This window comes from Acidimicrobiales bacterium (assembly GCA_034521975.1).
In the GTDB taxonomy this organism is placed as follows: domain Bacteria; phylum Actinomycetota; class Acidimicrobiia; order Acidimicrobiales; family SKKL01; genus SKKL01.
This window is the reverse complement of the sequence record JAXHLR010000003.1, coordinates 189,576-204,359: the sequence shown is the minus strand read 5'-3', so window position 1 is coordinate 204,359 and position 14,784 is coordinate 189,576. Positions and strand designations below refer to the sequence as shown.

13 protein-coding genes and 1 tRNA gene are annotated in these 14,784 nt (G+C 67.6%); 8 read left to right on the top strand and 6 right to left on the bottom strand.

All coding sequences use genetic code 11. The features are described from left to right. Positions 1-11 precede the first annotated feature (11 nt). A complete protein-coding gene (locus U5K29_03130) occupies positions 12-971 on the top strand; it encodes an alpha/beta fold hydrolase (GenBank protein ID MDZ7677526.1) in 960 nt (319 codons plus the stop codon). A 28-nt stretch (positions 972-999) separates the two neighbouring features. Here the strand turns inward: U5K29_03130 and U5K29_03125 are convergent, their stop codons facing one another. Both U5K29_03125 and U5K29_03120 read right to left on the bottom strand, forming a co-directional pair. After that, on the bottom strand, positions 1,000-1,755 hold the full coding sequence (locus U5K29_03125; GenBank protein MDZ7677525.1) for a hypothetical protein: 756 nt from the start codon (positions 1,753-1,755) through the stop codon (positions 1,000-1,002). A 306-nt stretch (positions 1,756-2,061) separates the two neighbouring features. Next, positions 2,062-2,132: transfer RNA gene (locus U5K29_03120), tRNA-Gly, on the bottom strand. Positions 2,133-2,426: 294 nt separating this feature from the next. On the opposite strand from U5K29_03120, the gene U5K29_03115 reads away from it, so the two are divergent. The 3 genes from U5K29_03115 to U5K29_03105 all read left to right on the top strand — a co-directional run bounded on the left by U5K29_03115 (position 2,427) and on the right by U5K29_03105 (position 4,043). Beyond that, on the top strand, positions 2,427-2,651 hold the full coding sequence (locus U5K29_03115) for a hypothetical protein (protein MDZ7677524.1): 225 nt from the start codon (positions 2,427-2,429) through the stop codon (positions 2,649-2,651). 99 nt (positions 2,652-2,750) lie between these two features. Further along, positions 2,751-3,323, top strand: coding sequence for a dCTP deaminase (gene dcd / locus U5K29_03110; protein ID MDZ7677523.1), 573 nt, complete (start codon positions 2,751-2,753; stop codon positions 3,321-3,323). 87 nt (positions 3,324-3,410) lie between these two features. Beyond that, positions 3,411-4,043 carry a hypothetical protein gene (locus U5K29_03105; GenBank protein ID MDZ7677522.1) on the top strand — a complete coding sequence of 211 codons (633 nt, stop codon included), beginning with the start codon at positions 3,411-3,413 and terminating at the stop codon, positions 4,041-4,043. A 30-nt stretch (positions 4,044-4,073) separates the two neighbouring features. On the opposite strand, the gene U5K29_03100 is transcribed toward U5K29_03105, so the two are convergent. Together U5K29_03100 and U5K29_03095 are read right to left on the bottom strand one after the other, a co-directional pair. Beyond that, positions 4,074-4,520, bottom strand: coding sequence for a hypothetical protein (locus U5K29_03100; protein MDZ7677521.1), 447 nt, complete (start codon positions 4,518-4,520; stop codon positions 4,074-4,076). Positions 4,521-4,524: 4 nt separating this feature from the next. Next, on the bottom strand, positions 4,525-6,762 hold the full coding sequence (locus tag U5K29_03095) for a heterodisulfide reductase-related iron-sulfur binding cluster (protein MDZ7677520.1): 2,238 nt from the start codon (positions 6,760-6,762) through the stop codon (positions 4,525-4,527). Between the two features lie 120 nt (positions 6,763-6,882). Here U5K29_03095 and U5K29_03090 point away from each other — a divergent pair, with 120 nt between their 5' ends. From U5K29_03090 to U5K29_03075, 4 genes are all read left to right on the top strand, one after another. Further along, the gene (locus U5K29_03090) at positions 6,883-7,401 is read left to right on the top strand and encodes a winged helix-turn-helix domain-containing protein (protein ID MDZ7677519.1); all 519 of its coding nucleotides are present in this window, start codon (positions 6,883-6,885) and stop codon (positions 7,399-7,401) included. A gap of 97 nt (positions 7,402-7,498) precedes the next feature. After that, the gene (gene amt, locus U5K29_03085; GenBank protein ID MDZ7677518.1) at positions 7,499-8,872 is read left to right on the top strand and encodes an ammonium transporter; all 1,374 of its coding nucleotides are present in this window, start codon (positions 7,499-7,501) and stop codon (positions 8,870-8,872) included. Between the two features lie 12 nt (positions 8,873-8,884). After that, a complete protein-coding gene (locus tag U5K29_03080; GenBank protein MDZ7677517.1) occupies positions 8,885-9,223 on the top strand; it encodes a P-II family nitrogen regulator in 339 nt (112 codons plus the stop codon). A gap of 1,117 nt (positions 9,224-10,340) precedes the next feature. Next, entirely contained in the window at positions 10,341-12,848 is a 2,508-nt protein-coding gene (locus U5K29_03075; GenBank protein MDZ7677516.1) for a hypothetical protein, read from the top strand. 54 nt (positions 12,849-12,902) lie between these two features. Here U5K29_03075 and U5K29_03070 read toward each other — a convergent pair whose 3' ends face one another. Both U5K29_03070 and U5K29_03065 read right to left on the bottom strand, forming a co-directional pair. Continuing rightward, entirely contained in the window at positions 12,903-13,784 is an 882-nt protein-coding gene (locus U5K29_03070) for an ABC transporter permease (GenBank protein MDZ7677515.1), read from the bottom strand. Beyond that, the gene (locus U5K29_03065) at positions 13,781-14,764 is read right to left on the bottom strand and encodes an ATP-binding cassette domain-containing protein (protein MDZ7677514.1); all 984 of its coding nucleotides are present in this window, start codon (positions 14,762-14,764) and stop codon (positions 13,781-13,783) included. The genes U5K29_03070 and U5K29_03065 overlap by 4 nt, the downstream gene beginning before the upstream one ends. Positions 14,765-14,784 lie beyond the last annotated feature (20 nt).

Here is a 14,784-nt window from a genome sequence, read left to right as displayed (position 1 = left end):
ATGATGGGTGGATGACAGACGCGGATCTTGACGCTGTCCCCGACGGGGAGATCCGCAAGCAGAGCGTTCGGATCCACGGGCACGACGTCACCTATCGGGTGGCAGGCGAGGGTCCCCTTGTCGTACTCATCCACGGGATCGCCGGGAGCTCCACGACATGGCGCGCCGTGATGCCGGCCCTGGCCGAGCACTACACGGTCATCGCGCCAGACCTTCTGGGCCACGGTGAGTCGGCGAAGCCCCGTGGTGACTACTCGCTCGGCGCCTACGCCAGCGGTATTCGCGATCTGCTCGCGGTGCTCGATCTGGGGGCTGCCACCGTGATCGGCCACTCACTCGGCGGTGGCATTGCCATGCAGTTCGCCTACCAGTTCCCCGAACGGGTCCAGCGTCTGGTGCTGGTCGCCTCGGGCGGATTGGGCAAGGAGGTCAGCCCGCTCATCAAGGCGGTGACACTCCCCGGCGCCGAATACGTCGTGCCCCTCCTGCTGCACCGCAAGATCCGCGAGCTCGGCGAGCGCCCGGGAGCATGGGCGCACCGCGTCGGCCTGCGCCCTACCGACACCATGTCCGAGATCTGGCGCGGCTACACGACCCTGACCGAACGACGTGGTCAGCAGGCGTTCATCCACACCGTGCGGTCGGTGATCGACATCGCGGGACAACGGGTGAGTGCCCACGACCGCCTCTATCTCGCCGAGGCGCTGCCGACCATGATCGTCTGGGGTGATCGGGACCGGATCATTCCCGTCGACCACGCCTACCTGACCGCTGAGGCCATCCCCAACGCCCGACTCGAGATACTCGAGGGCGCCGGACACTTCCTGCCGTGGCGCAACGCCGACCGGTTCCTTCCCCTGCTCGAGGACTTCCTCGACACGACGACACCAGTCCATGTGCCCGAGTCGGAGTGGCGGGATCGGCTCGTGTCCTCCCACGCATCTGACTCCGTGGTAGCAGCGGGCGCGTAGCATCACGGTTGCCCGCCCGGTGCTGGGGTCATGATCGCCGCCTCAGCGGTGGTCGGGTCGAGGAGTTGAAGGCCACGGTAACCGTGTTGCCGGCCTGGTTCGGGTAGAGCTTGAACTCGCCGGGCCGCTTGTCGGGGCGACCGCCGAGGATGAGGCGGTGCCAGTCGCGGAGCAGCTCGATGAACTCGTCGGATGAGCCCGACCGGCGCCGCAGAACGGCCTCGTCCGAAACGAGCTGGTACGTGCTCAGCACATCGTGGGCGTCTTCGGGACGGGCCGCAGGGATCTCGCCTTCGAACACGATGCGCTCGGCCTCATCGGGGGTGAACTCGGTGCCCTCGATGAAGTTGGAGAAGTACGCCTCCCAGAAGGGGAGGGTTGCCCGTCGCGTTGCGTCGGCGGGCAACGCGGGGTGGGTCGTGACCACATCGCGCAGATGGCTGGCGAGCAGCTCGAAGCGAAGGATTCGCCCTTGGTCGAACGGGACACCAGCGGAGCGAGCCTTCATCGCCGTCGACCCAGACGCGGAGTCCCGGGTGCCGAGCGCGGCGCCAACGAGCTCGTTGAGCGTCTCGACGCGAGCAGGTGACACATCGAGTGTGTCGGCGAGTGCTTCGGCGTCGTCGCGGTACTTGCTCGCCCGCTCTGCGCCTTCGACGGCGCAAATGTGGTCGATCCAGTCGGCAAGCTCGGCGCGTGACAAGGTTGCCGGGGGAAGGTCGGTTCGCTTCCGGGTGGCTCGAGTGTTGTCGAGGAGGGCGCGAGGACGCGACGCGAGATGCATGCTGGCTCCAATCGCGATGTCGCCTTCCATCGCTCCAGGTCCCTTGCGCGAGACGACGACGAGGCCGGGGAGTTCGAGGCGGCCCGCACGGCTGGACGCTATGAAGAGGTAGCCGTCGTGCGGTTGGGCCCACACAGCGGAGCGATCGGTGACAACCGCGTCCGGAAACCGTCGTCCCACGATCTCGCGCCACGACCGTCGGACCACGTCGCTAGGGTCGGCGCCGCCCTCGCAGGGTCCCGGACGCAATCCGGCCCATGTACCCGAGAAACCGGGGCTGGCCTGGGCCGATGATCTGAGACTCAGAGCGGATGACGGGAATCGAACCCGCATTCTCAGCTTGGGAAGCTGATGTTCTGCCATTGAACTACATCCGCGCGGTCAGCCGAGCGTAGTCCCTCGGTCCTCCGCTCGGCGATCCCGGAGGGTGAGCATGGCTCAGTGCCGGGTCTCGTCTCCGGACCGGTCCTCGTAGCGGTCGATGGGGAGGCTCGCCTCGTCGTCCTCCTCGCTGTCGTCGAACCACACCTGCTACCCACGTCCCGCGGGATCCATCCCCTCACCGCAGCCCTGCGTCGGCGTCACGGTGTTTGACCCGCCTTCGGGTGGGTAGCAGCCAAGGGTCACACCGTGCCGGGCGGAACCCGGATGCCAGGATCTGGAGGCCCTTCATGCGTGCAGGATCCATAGGAGCCAGCATCGTCCTCATCGCCGTCGGTGCCGTGATGACCTACGCCGTCACCGCCGAGGTCGAAGGCTTCGACGTCAACACCGCCGGTGTCATCTTGATGGTCGTCGGCTCCATCGGACTGGTGATCTCGCTGCTCTTGATCCTCGTCGGCGCCGACCGAGGGGGAGACACCCACACCGAGACCCGCGTGGTCGATCGGGACTGAGCCGTCTGACCCCTGGGTCTGCGGCTCCACCAACCGGGACGGGCCGGCCTCTCCCCACCGGCTCGTCCCGGTTCGCGTCCCGACTAGGGTCAGGCGCCGATGATCCTCTCCGACCGCACCATCCGCGAAGAGATCGACGCCGGGCGCATCGCCATCGACCCCTTCGACCCTGCATGCGTGCAGCCGTCCTCGGTCGATCTGCACCTCGACCGCTACTTCCGCGTGTTCCGCAACCACACCATGGGCCACATCGACGTCAAGGCCAACCTCGAGGAGCTCACCGAGCTGGTCGAGCTACCCGAGGGCGCCGAGCCGTTCATCCTCCACCCGGGCGAGTTCGTGCTCGGCTCCACGGCAGAGCGGGTGGCGGTCCCCGACGATCTCGTCGCTCGTCTCGAGGGCAAGTCCAGCCTCGGTCGGCTCGGGTTGCTGATCCACTCGACTGCCGGGTTCGTCGACGCCGGCTGGAACGGCCAGCTCACCCTCGAGTTGTCCAACGTCGCCAGCCTGCCCATCACCTTGTACCCGGGCATGAAGATCGGCCAGATCTCGTTCATCCGGATGACCACGCCCGCCGACCAGCCCTACGGCAGCGGCACGCTCGGCTCGAAGTACCAGGGCCAGATCGGCCCCCGGCCCAGCCGCTACTGGGAGAACTTCAACGAGGGCTGAGCGGGTCCAGCCGTCACGGGCCGCTGGAACCTGTCAACCTTTTTGGCCTCTCAGGCGTTTCCCTCATGCGCCAACCGAGGAGGCCCCATGTTCCGCCACCATCGCCACCTGTCCACCGCCGCACTGATCGTGCTCGCGCTCGGGTCGTTCGCAGCCTGCGGCGGCGACGATGATGATGAGGGTGTGTCTCCCGTCGACACCCCCTCTGAGACCACGGCTGATCCGGCCGACGTCGCTCCGCCCGAGGACGGCGACGACGAAGGCGCTGGCGGCGACGAGCAAGACGAAGGGAGCGAGTCCGATAGTGGTCTCGACCTCCCCGCGGCCTGTGACCTCCTCACCGACGAGGAGGTCGAAGCGGCCATCGGGACGGCCACGTCCGAGGGCGAGGACGATGTGGCGATCGATGGACTGTCCTACTCCCAGTGCTTCTGGGAGGATGCCGAGGGAAACCAGATGATCGGCGTGGGCGTGGTGGAGACAACCGATCGCTTCGACATGCATGTCGGCAACATGCCGAGCTACGAGGAGCTGCCCGGCCTCGGCGACGAGGCGATCGCATTCCCCGGAGTCTCGTCGGAGACCCGGGGAGCCACCGGCGGTCGGACGATCTCGATCAGCGTCGACGATCGCACCGTGACCGTCTCGCTCCGACTCGACGGCGAGACCCCGGTCGACGCGGTCACACCATTGGCCGAAGCTGTGCTCGCTCGCTTCTGAGCAAGGCGTCGTGGTGGAGAGGTCGAGGCCCTAGTCCTCGCGGGCTGCGTCGAGCATCGCCTGGCGGTAGTTGTAGCGCTCGAGGCGTGGCCGGGCCAGTACCTGGTCGATGCAGGACGCGATGTTGGCGGCTTCGGCGGGCATCACCACGAACCCGTCGATGCCCGCTTCCCACGCGAACATCTTGCGGTTCTTGTTCGACGCCAATAGCACCACCGCTGTGCGGCGCACGTGGGTGTGGTCGCTGTGGCGGATGGAGTCGAGCTGTTTGAGCGCTGTGCTCTCGGCGCCTTCGGTGCCGACGAGGACTGCGCAGCCATAGAGGGTGTCGCGCAGATGGGGGACGACGTCGGGCAGCGGCGCGGTGTCGGTCTCGAAGTCGAAGGTGGCCAGCACCCCGGCATAGACCTCACAGGCCGGCTCGTCGGTACCCGCGATCAGGAGCCGACGAGGGGTGGGACCCTCGTCGCTTCCCACCGATTCAGTTCTCCGCCTCTTCAGCAACGAGGCCTCCGAGTTTCTCGCCCGTCTCGATCGCTTCCAACAGGTGCATGGCGATGTCGCCGACCTGCACCTCGTCCTCGTCCTTTCCGGCGCCCTTCACGCCGTCGTCGATCATGATGTAGCAGAACGGGCAGGCGGTGGCGATGCGGCTGGCGCCGGTGGCGATGAGCTCCTCGGACCGGTCGTCGTTGACCTTGGTGCCGATCGTCTCCTCCATCCACATGCGGGCGCCGCCGGCGCCGCAGCACATGCCCGTGGTGCCGTTGCGCTCGGCTTCGACGATGCGGATGCCGCCCAACGAACCGATGACGTTGCGGGGCGACATGTAGACATCGTTGTGGCGGCCGAGGTAGCAGGAGTCGTGGTAGACGACCCGCTCGTCGAGGCGGGCGGTGGACATGTCGAGCTTGCCGGTGTCGATGAGCCACTCGAGGAACTGGCTGTGGTGCACGACCTCGTAGTGGCCACCGAGCTGGGGGTACTCGTTCATGAGGGTGTTGAAGCAGTGCGGGCACTGGGTGATGATCTTCTTCACGCCCATGCCGTCGAGGGTCTCGACGTTCTGCATGGCCAGCATCTGGAAGATGTACTCGTTGCCCGATCGGCGGGCGGGATCGCCGGTGCACATCTCGGAAGGGCCGAGGATGGCGAAGTCGACGCCGGCCCGCTGCATGAGCTTGGCCATCGCCTGGGACACCTTGCGGTTCTTGTCGTCGAACGATCCGGCGCAGCCGACCCAGTAGAGGTACTCGTGCTCGAAGGCGTCGGTCGGCTCGAGGACCTCGACCCCGTCGAGGCCCTTGGCCCAGTCGGCCCGTTCGGTCTGGCTCATGCCCCACGGGTTGCCCGAGTTCTCCATGCCCCGGTAGGCCGAGCCCAGCTCGGTGGGGAAGTTGGACTCCATGAGCGAGAGGTAGCGGCGCATGTCGAGGATCTTGTCGAGGATCTCGATGTTGACCGGGCAGATCTCGTCGCAGGCCTTGCAGCTGGTGCACGCCCACACCTCTTCGGGGGTGATGCGCTCGAACAGCGAGTCGGCTCCGATCGTGATCTCGCTGTCGACACCGATCGGGGGCGACACCTCGGGCGAGCCGGTGGCGGCCATGACCTCACCGGTCTTGAGGACGATCTCGCGGGGGTCGAGCGGCTTGCCGGTGGCCTGGGCGGGGCACACCGAGGTGCAGCGCCCGCACATGGTGCAGGCGTCGGTGTCGAGGAGCTGCTTCCAGGTGAAGTCCTCGACGGTGGCGGCACCGAAGCTCTCGAGCTCGGTCTCCATGAGGTTGGGCATGGCCTTCATGGCGCCCTTGGGCCGCTCGCGGTCCTTGAGGTACATGTTCAGCGGCGAGGTGAACATGTGGCGCAGCATCGTGACCGGGAGGATCACGAGGAAGGCGAAGAACGACGCCACGTGGATGATCCACTGCGACTGGTGCCAGCCGGCCAGGTTGGCGTTGTTCTCGACCAGGGCCGCGAGCGGGTAGCCGACGAACGACCAGCGCTCGTAGGTGGGGGAGCCCTCGAGGGCGATGCGGAACATCTCGGTGGTGAAGCCGGTGACCGCCAGCACGAAGAACACGCCGAGGATCACCGCGTGCTCGGGCTTGGTCTTGATGCGGATGCGGTAGGGGCGCTGCACGTACCGGCGGACGATCGCCCAGACGACACCGATGAGCAGCGTGAGCCCGGCGGCGTCGCCGACGAAGGAGTACGCCTGGTAGACGGTGCCGTGCAGGAACTTGAGGCTGTCGGGGGCCTGATAGTTGATCTCGAGGGTGGCGGTGACCGCCAGCAGCACCAGGAAGCTGAAGTAGATGAGCGAGTGCATGATCCCCGCTGCCGGGTCGCGCAGCAGGGTCTGCATGTAGACACCGGCGCGGAAGTCCTTGAGGCGCTGCCCGATGTTGGCCTTGGTGGTCGCCCGCTTGTCGGGGGCGCCCCGCTCCCAGTTCTTCGTCCGCTGCGAGAACAGGACCGCTCCGTAGACCAACAGGACCGGCACCAGCGTGTAGAACGCGAGCTTCACCCCGTCGGGGACGTTGATGAAGACCTGGCGCTGGATCTCGGAGTCGTCGCTGAAGTCGAAGACGACCGACGCGATGCCCGACAGCACGGTGACCGCCGCGATCGCGACTCCGATTCCGATGACGATCTGGTGGGGACGGATCCGGCGCTTCGCCGTCTCCTCCGGTGAGGTGTCGGTGGCGGTGCTCATCGGTGTCGACGGTAGTCGTTCGGGTGGGCACGATCGAAGTGTTCGCGTGACCTGACTGGTTGCTGTCGTTGTTCACGGTGACGAAACAACCGAGAAACCTTCGCTCCGTACCGTCGCCCCATGGACGTCGTACTCGTGCGGTGGCCCGACGAACGTGATCGTCGGGAACAGCTCCGTCGATCTGGGCAGCCTCGGCTGCTGGTGCTCGACGACAGCGCACCGCCACCAACCGAGCTCGATCTGCTCGAGGACTGGATCCGCCTTCCGGCCGACGACAGCGATGTCGCCGCCCGGGTGGCGTCGCTCGAGCAGCGGGCGGGAGAGCACCACGGCGAGGTGCCGTCGCTCGACGAGGACGGCGTCCTGCGGGCCAACCACCGGTGGGTGGCACTGCCACCGGTCGAGGCCCGGCTCACCAGCGCGCTGCTGGAGCGCTACGGAGCCGTCGTCAGCCGCGAGGCGCTCGCCCGAGCCGGATGGCCGGACGGGGCACCGGGGCGCAACGCCCTCGACGTGCACGTCCTTCGCCTCCGCCGTCGGGTGGACCCCCTGGGACTGGTGATCCGGACCGTGCGGTCGCGGGGATATGTGCTCGAGACCCCACCCCCGAGCCATCAGATTCCGTTCAGGAAGGGGTGAGCAAGGCGTAACACAGCGCACACAACGGCGAAACGGCGGCTCTCTACGGTCATCAACACGTCAGGCAAGACACCAACCGAGGTGTCGAGGAGGAGCAATGAGACCGAAACTGTTGGCGGGGATGGGAGTGGTGGGCGCTGCCCTGCTGCTCACTGCATCCCCGGCATTTGCCCAAGAGGCAGGTGACATTCCGCTCGACGACACCCAGATGATTCTCGACAACATCTTCGTGTTCATCTGCGCGGTGCTCGTCATCTTCATGCAGGCCGGCTTCGCGCTGGTCGAGGCTGGCCTCACATCGGCCAAGAACGTTGGCTCGATCCTCATGAAGAACATGATGGACTTCTGCCTGGGAGTCCTGCTGTTCGGACTGGTCGGCTATCACATCGCCTACAGCGGAGCGAGCTTCCTCGGCTTCGAATGGTTGTGGGGCAGCTACTCGGCACCGGGCACCACCGAGTACTCGCTGATGCTGCCGGTCGACTTCCTGTTCCAGGCCGCGTTCGCGGCGGTGGCTGCCACGATCGTCTCCGGTGCACTCGCCGGGCGCGTGAAGTTCAGCGGCTATCTCATCTACACCGCGGTGATCACCGCGGTGATCTACCCCGTCGTCGTCAACTGGCAGTGGGGCGGCGGCTGGCTCGCCGAGCAGGGCTTCGAGGACTTCGCCGGTTCGACCATCGTCCACTCGGTCGGTGGCTGGGCGGCGCTGGCCGCGGTGATCTTCTGTGGTCCACGGCTCGGCAAGTACGGGCCCGACGGCAAGCCGCGGGCCATCCCCGGCCACAACCTCGTGCTGGCCATCACCGGTGTGTTCATCCTCTTCGTCGGCTGGTTCGGCTTCAACCCCGGTTCCGAGCTTGCGGCCGATGTCGAGGTGCCCCGCATCGCCGTCAACACGATGATGGCTGCCGCCGGCGGTGGGTTCACCGCCTTGCTCACCAGCTGGTTCGTGTTCAAGAAGCCCGATGTCTCGATGGTCGGCAACGGCATTCTCGCCGGTCTGGTGGCCATCACCGCTGGTGCCGGTGCGCTCGACGGTTGGATGTCGACCGTCGCCGGTCTCATCGGTGGCGTGATCGTGGTCTTCTCGGTGCTCGGCTTCGAGAAGATCAAGATCGACGACCCGGTCGGTGCGATCTCGGTCCACGGCGTCGTCGGCGCCTGGGGCACGATCGCTGTCGGCCTGTTCGCCAACCCCAACGCCTCGTTCCTCGGTGGGGGCGAGGGGCCCGAGGGCCTGTTCTTCGGCGGTGGTGTCGACCTGCTCGTCACCCAGATCGTCGGCGTGGTCGCAGTCTTCGCCTTCGTCATGATCACCGCCGGTGTCCTCTTCGCCGCTCTCAAGGCTGCGGGTGTGCTCCGGGTGGCGCCCGAGCACGAGATCGAGGGCATCGACGTCACCGAGTTTGGTGCGCCGGGCTACGGTCCCGACGTGCTCGCCTCCCTCACCAGCCCGTCGGCACCGTAGGAGGGTCCTGACATGCAACTCATCACCGCAATCATCAAACCCCACATGCTCGACGAGGTGAAGACCGCTCTCCGTACCGCCGGAGTGCAAGGGATCACCGTGAGCGAGGTGAAGGGGTTCGGCCGCCAGGGCGGCCACACCGAGACCTATCGAGGTGCGGAGTACAAGGTCGACTTCGTGCCCAAGGTCAAGCTCGAGATCGTCGTCGACGATCCGGTCGTCGACTCGGTGGTCACCGCCATCACCGACGCCGCCCGGACCGACAAGATCGGCGACGGCAAGATCTGGGTCACCCCCGTCGGATCGCTCGTGCGGATCCGCACGGGAGAGATGGGGGTCGACGCGGTCTAGTCCACCCCAGCGATGACTAGAGGGGCACCGGTATCGACGCCGGTGTCCCTCTGCTGTGTCCCGGCGCGTGCTCGGAGGGGTCCGAGCACGCGCCGGCTCGGTTGTGCAGACTCGTGTCAACCCTTTCGGGTGTTCGGTCGTATTCAGGATGTGAGAACGACCATGCGGGCCCAGGCACAGTTCGAAGAGGTGTTCGACGAGTTCCTCTCCCGCGTCTTCCGGCTCGGTCAAGACGCACATGCACCGGGGCTCTACGGCGTCGCGCTCCGGCCTCGGAGCGGACTTCGACGGCCAGGTCGAGAATGTGGCCTCCGATGTCGGACCAGGCCTGGCCGTCCCCGACCCCCCGAGACGAGATGCTCTCCCCGGTGGTCGACAGGGAAGGAAGATCCGAATGATCAACCGATTGCTCCTCGGCCTCGCGGTCGGCGGCGTCGCCACTGTCGGAGCGGTCGGCGTCGGGCTCGGCTACTCGGACACCGTGTCGCTCGTTGCCGACGACGTGCCGGTTCCGGGTTCCGCAGGCTCGCTCACCTACTTCGGGTGCCCGAACGTCGGGCCGATGGGCGAGCTTCGTGATGGTGATCGCGTCTACCTGACCGGCCGCGACGGCTCGGGTGGATGGGTGCAGGTGCGCTCGCCGGAGCACAGGAACGAGCGGGTGTGGGTTCGGGGAGAGCACGTCGACCCCGACTCAGTGGTCGACCTCCCCGCCGAGGACTGCTCCTCGGAGCCCGGCGAGATGGCGTTGGTCGACCCCGATGCACCGACCACGACAACCTCGTCGGTCCCCGAGACCATCGCACCCGAGACCACCGAGCCGAGCGACGACACGCCGACCACGGCGCCCACGACGACGCAGCCTGGCCAGACCACCACGACGACGGCGCCCCGGCAACGACGACCTCGACCACCACCACGACGACCACGACGACGGCGCCCCCGGTCGCGCCGACGTTCGGATCGGTCCAGAGGTCACAGCCGGCGATCAAGGAGGACTTCAGCGACAACTGCGCCAATCTCACGGCGGTCACCAGCACGATCTCGACGTCGGTCTCCCACCCGTCGGGGGCGGTCACCGCCTGCACCGCTGTCCGTCGCCCGCGCATCGTGGGGCTTGCCACTGGTCCCGCCATCTGCCCGGCCCGCTACGTTCTGCCGCGGCCGGCGGGGTCCGGTCACCCTCGCCGAGCGCGAGCGGGACGACATCATCGAGCGGGCCTTCGATCCCGACACTGGTATCGACTCCGATGCCGAGGGCGACATCTACCTTCCGCCCACCGTCCCCTCGGGCGACGACACCAGCGGTCCGACGGGTAGCACCTTGGTCGAGGCCCCCGAGGACACCACCGGTCCGACGGGTAGCACGTTGGTCGACGGGGTGCTCCCCGAGGTCGATGTCGACGCCGTGCTGTTCGGTTCGCTCGGGATCGACTTCCCTCGCGACCGGTTCCGGTTCCTCGATCCGTGCGCCGACGAGCCCGACGACTCGTGCCCCGAGGGGGTCGGCGGCACCATCACTCTGCTCGGTGGCGGCGATCCGCCCGACCCGCTCGACATCTCGGCGCAGTTCTACACATCGGTCACGTCATCGCTCGAGCTGCGGTGCCCGAACCTCGGCGTGGACGACGACGGTGTCTACCGTCCGCTCTTCGCCAGCAACAACCCGGCCGACTTCACCATCCGCTACTGGGAGACCGGCGACCCGAGCACCGAGCGGACGATCAACATGAGCACGCCCGACGCCGAGGTCGACTGGTGGACCGATCGTCGTTCGGCGGGCGACGAGGTGTGGGCCAACCCCCATGGCGGCGTGCACAACTGCCCCGAGTTCGCCGACCTGGTGCCTGGCCGTCACATGGCGTTCGAGATCCACGGCATCGATCCGCTCGGCACCGAGGACACGGTGCGGGTCTTCATGGAGACGCCCGACGGCGTCGGCGGCGAGACCAACAGGCCCATCAAGTTCACCCCGCAGACCAGGCGAGACCGTCCCGACTACGGGCTGCTGTCGGTGCCCTACGACGACCGGACCGAGATGGTCTACATGGCGTCGATCCCGAAGAACGGTCCACGCGGCACCGATCTGAACTGCACCGACATCGAAGGCGACATCCTCGATGGCCGGCACCGAAGCGATGTGAGCTTGGTCGACATCCGCCACGGTGTGCTGGTCCGGGCTCGCGACAGCGAGCTCGACCCGTCGCTGAACCGGGTGTTGCTCGGCTCGCTGTATCCCGAGGAGGGCACCACCTATGAGCTGTGTGCATGGGTGGCAGAGGAGGCGGAGCGATCGTTCGACCGGCCGACAGTGGTCGAACGCGAGTCGTTCATCGTGCGGTCGCCGCGCCGGTTGCGCATCCGCATCTTCATCGGCGGCGGCCACCTCCACCAGGCTCTCGAGCCGTTGGACCTCCGCGTCGAAGCCGCCAACTGGGATTCCGGTCGTGGGTCGAGCTTCCCCCGCGAGGCGATGGGGGCCGGCCCGCTGGAGCTCGATCTCCCGGTCCTCATGACGGGAAGCGGGTCGATGAAGGTGCCGTCGACCACGCTGCTCGAGGTGACCGGGCCGACGGGAGCGACCGTGTTGACCGAGATCCCCACCCGTACCCAGTGCCCGTTGTTCTTCCCCATCGGCTGCCCCCGCGAGGGGACGTCCGAGTACGACATCCAGATCCCCGGGCGGGTGAGGAACACCGGTCTGTGCGGATCGAGCTTCGGTTCGTGCGACCCACCGTCGGAGCAGACCTACATCGGCAACCTCCGCATCCTCGTCGAACGGCACTCCGGCCCGGCCGGCCCACCGACGGGCGATCCCCTCGATGACGGGTGGCAGGTGCGACCCACCGGATCCTTCGCCGGGGCCGAGCCCGCCGAGCCGCCTGCCGACCCCCAGTTCGACTCCGCGGGGTCGTCGTTGGAGGCCATCCCCGGTGATCCTCCGGGGATGAGGGCCCAGCTCGAGTTCGATCGACCGGTGCGCATCGTCGAGGCCACGCCGTTCATGAACCTCATCGCCGATTGCGGTGCCGGTGACACCCAGTCGACGACCGACCACCGGTCGACGGTCACGCTCACCTGGGACGAGCTCTGCTACGAGGGCGCCTACTCCATCGGCTTCCTGGCGGTCGACGAGGAGGGCAACGAGATCGACCGCCGGACTCACATCGAGGGAGCGCCGACAGGCGACCCCGGTTGGGGATATCTCGTGCTCCCAGGGTTCGACATCGAGGAGTTCTCCGTCCAGGTCACCGTGCACCAGCTCGGCGACGGGATTCGGCCCCAGTCGTTGAGCCTCAGCGTCGGCGGAGTGCCGACCGGCCGGTTCATCGCCGCAGGGTTGCCGCCTCGGTGCACGACTGATGCGGTTCCGATCAGCAGCTACGGGCGGACGGTCAGGAACGACGGCGGGCGTCCCATCTCATGGGGTGACCCGGTGAACGTCTACCTGTCGATCAGCGGGCGCGGCGATCCACCTGAATGCGGGGCCGACCGGCTCCACGTGGCCGGGGAGATGCGGGCCAGCATCGAGCTGGCCGAGCTGCTCGCCGGTCCCGTGACCCTCGACTTCGGCGACACCGACATCGGCATCGAGCTTCACGTCACCGACGTGGTCCCAGGCTGACGAGGCAGCAGTGGCTGCCGGTCGGCTTGATCGGCTGCGGTCCTTCGGGGTGGACTAGGCCTCGAGCGAGTGCTTGTAGGCCCGCACCGCGATGGGGAAGCACACGACGATGATGCCGATCACCCACAGCGCGGTGTAGGTGCCCGGGTTCGAGATCGACCACGGGTCGTCGGGTTGGATCGGGGTGTTGGGGTTGCCGAACAGTTGGCGTGATGCATCGGCGAGGGTGGTGATCGGGTTCCACTCGGCCACCGTGCGCAGCACGCCGGGCATCGAGGCCACGGGGACGAAGGTGCTGGCGATGAAGGTGATGGGGAACAGGGCGACGAAGCCGACGCCCATGACACCTTCGGGGGTGGGAACGAAGCTGCCGAGCAGCACACCGATCCACACCATGGCGAAGGCGAAGGCGACCATCAGCGCGTAGGCGAGCACGGCGTCGAGCAGGCTGCCCCGGATGCGCCAGCCGACGAGGAACCCGACGATCGACATCAACAGGATCGGCAGGAGCCCCTTGATGAGGTTGGCGATGGCGTGGCCGCCGAGGACCGAACCGATGTTGATCGGCAGCGACCGGAACCGGTCGACCACCTGGTTCTTGCGGTCGTTGGCCAGGCTCATGGCCACACCGAAGGCGGTGAACACGAGCGTCTGGGCGAAGATGCCGCCCATCAGGAACTCGCGGTAGTCGCCGCCGCCGGGTACGTCGATCGCTCCACCGAACACGTAGGCGAAGAGCAGCACGAACATGATCGGTTGGATGGTGGCGTCGCTGAGCTGCTCGGGCTGGCGACGCATGTGCACCAGACCGCGCCGAGCGACGACCCACATGTCGTGGAGGGCCCCGCGGGGCGGGTGGAGCGCGCCCTCGCGGTCGTCGGCGAGGATGGCGTCGAGGTCGGGGGCGATCCGCTCGCCGGTGGTCGGGACGGTCACGACAGCACCTCCTGGGTGTCGGCGACCTCGGTGTCGGGGTCGATGGGCATGCCGGTGAGGGTGAGGAACACCTCGTCGAGGGTGGGCTGGTGCACGCCGAGGTCGTCGATGCCGATCCCGGCGTCGGCGAGCTCGGTGGCGGCGTGGGCCAGCGAGCGGGTGCCGTCGGTGGTGGGGGCGGTGGCCGCCCGGGTGGCGTGGTCGAGGACCGGGGTCGATCCGGTGGCTCGGGCGAGGATCGCCGCGGCGGGTTCGAGCTGGGCGGGGTCGGACACGACGAGGCCGATCTGGTCGCCGCCGACCTGGCGCTTGAGGCTGCGGGCGTCACCGCGGGCGATGACCGCGCCGTGGTCGACGACGAAGATGTCGTCGGCGAGGCGGTCGGCCTCCTCGAGGTACTGGGTGGTGAGCAGGATGGTGGCGCCTTGGGCCACCAGCTCGTCGAGCACCGCCCACAGGTCGGTGCGGGCTCGTGGGTCGAGCCCGGTGGTGGGCTCGTCGAGGAACAGGATCTGGGGATGGGCCACGAGGGTGGCGGCGATGTCGAGACGCCGGCGCATGCCGCCCGAGTAGCCGTCGACGGCACGGTCGGCCGCGTCCTCGAGGGTGAACTGTCGGAGCAGCTCGGCGGCGCGAGCCTTGGCTTCGCCCCGGCGGAGCTGGTGCAGCTCGCCGATCATGACGAGGTTCTCGCGACCGGTGAGGATGGGGTCGACGGTGGCGTCCTGGGCGGTGAGCCCGATGCGACGCCGCACCTCCTTGGGGTGGGTGGTCACGTCGAAGCCGGCGACGGTGGCGGTGCCCTCGTCGGGCTCGGTGAGGGTGGTGAGGATGCGCACGGCGGTGGTCTTGCCGGCGCCGTTGGGGCCGAGGATGGCGGTGATGGTGCCGGTGGGCACCTCGATGTCGACCCCACCGAGTGCGGTGGTGGGGCCGTAGCGCTTGACGAGGCCTCGTGCCTCGACGGCGTGTTGGGTCATGTGGGGTTCCTCTGGCGTGG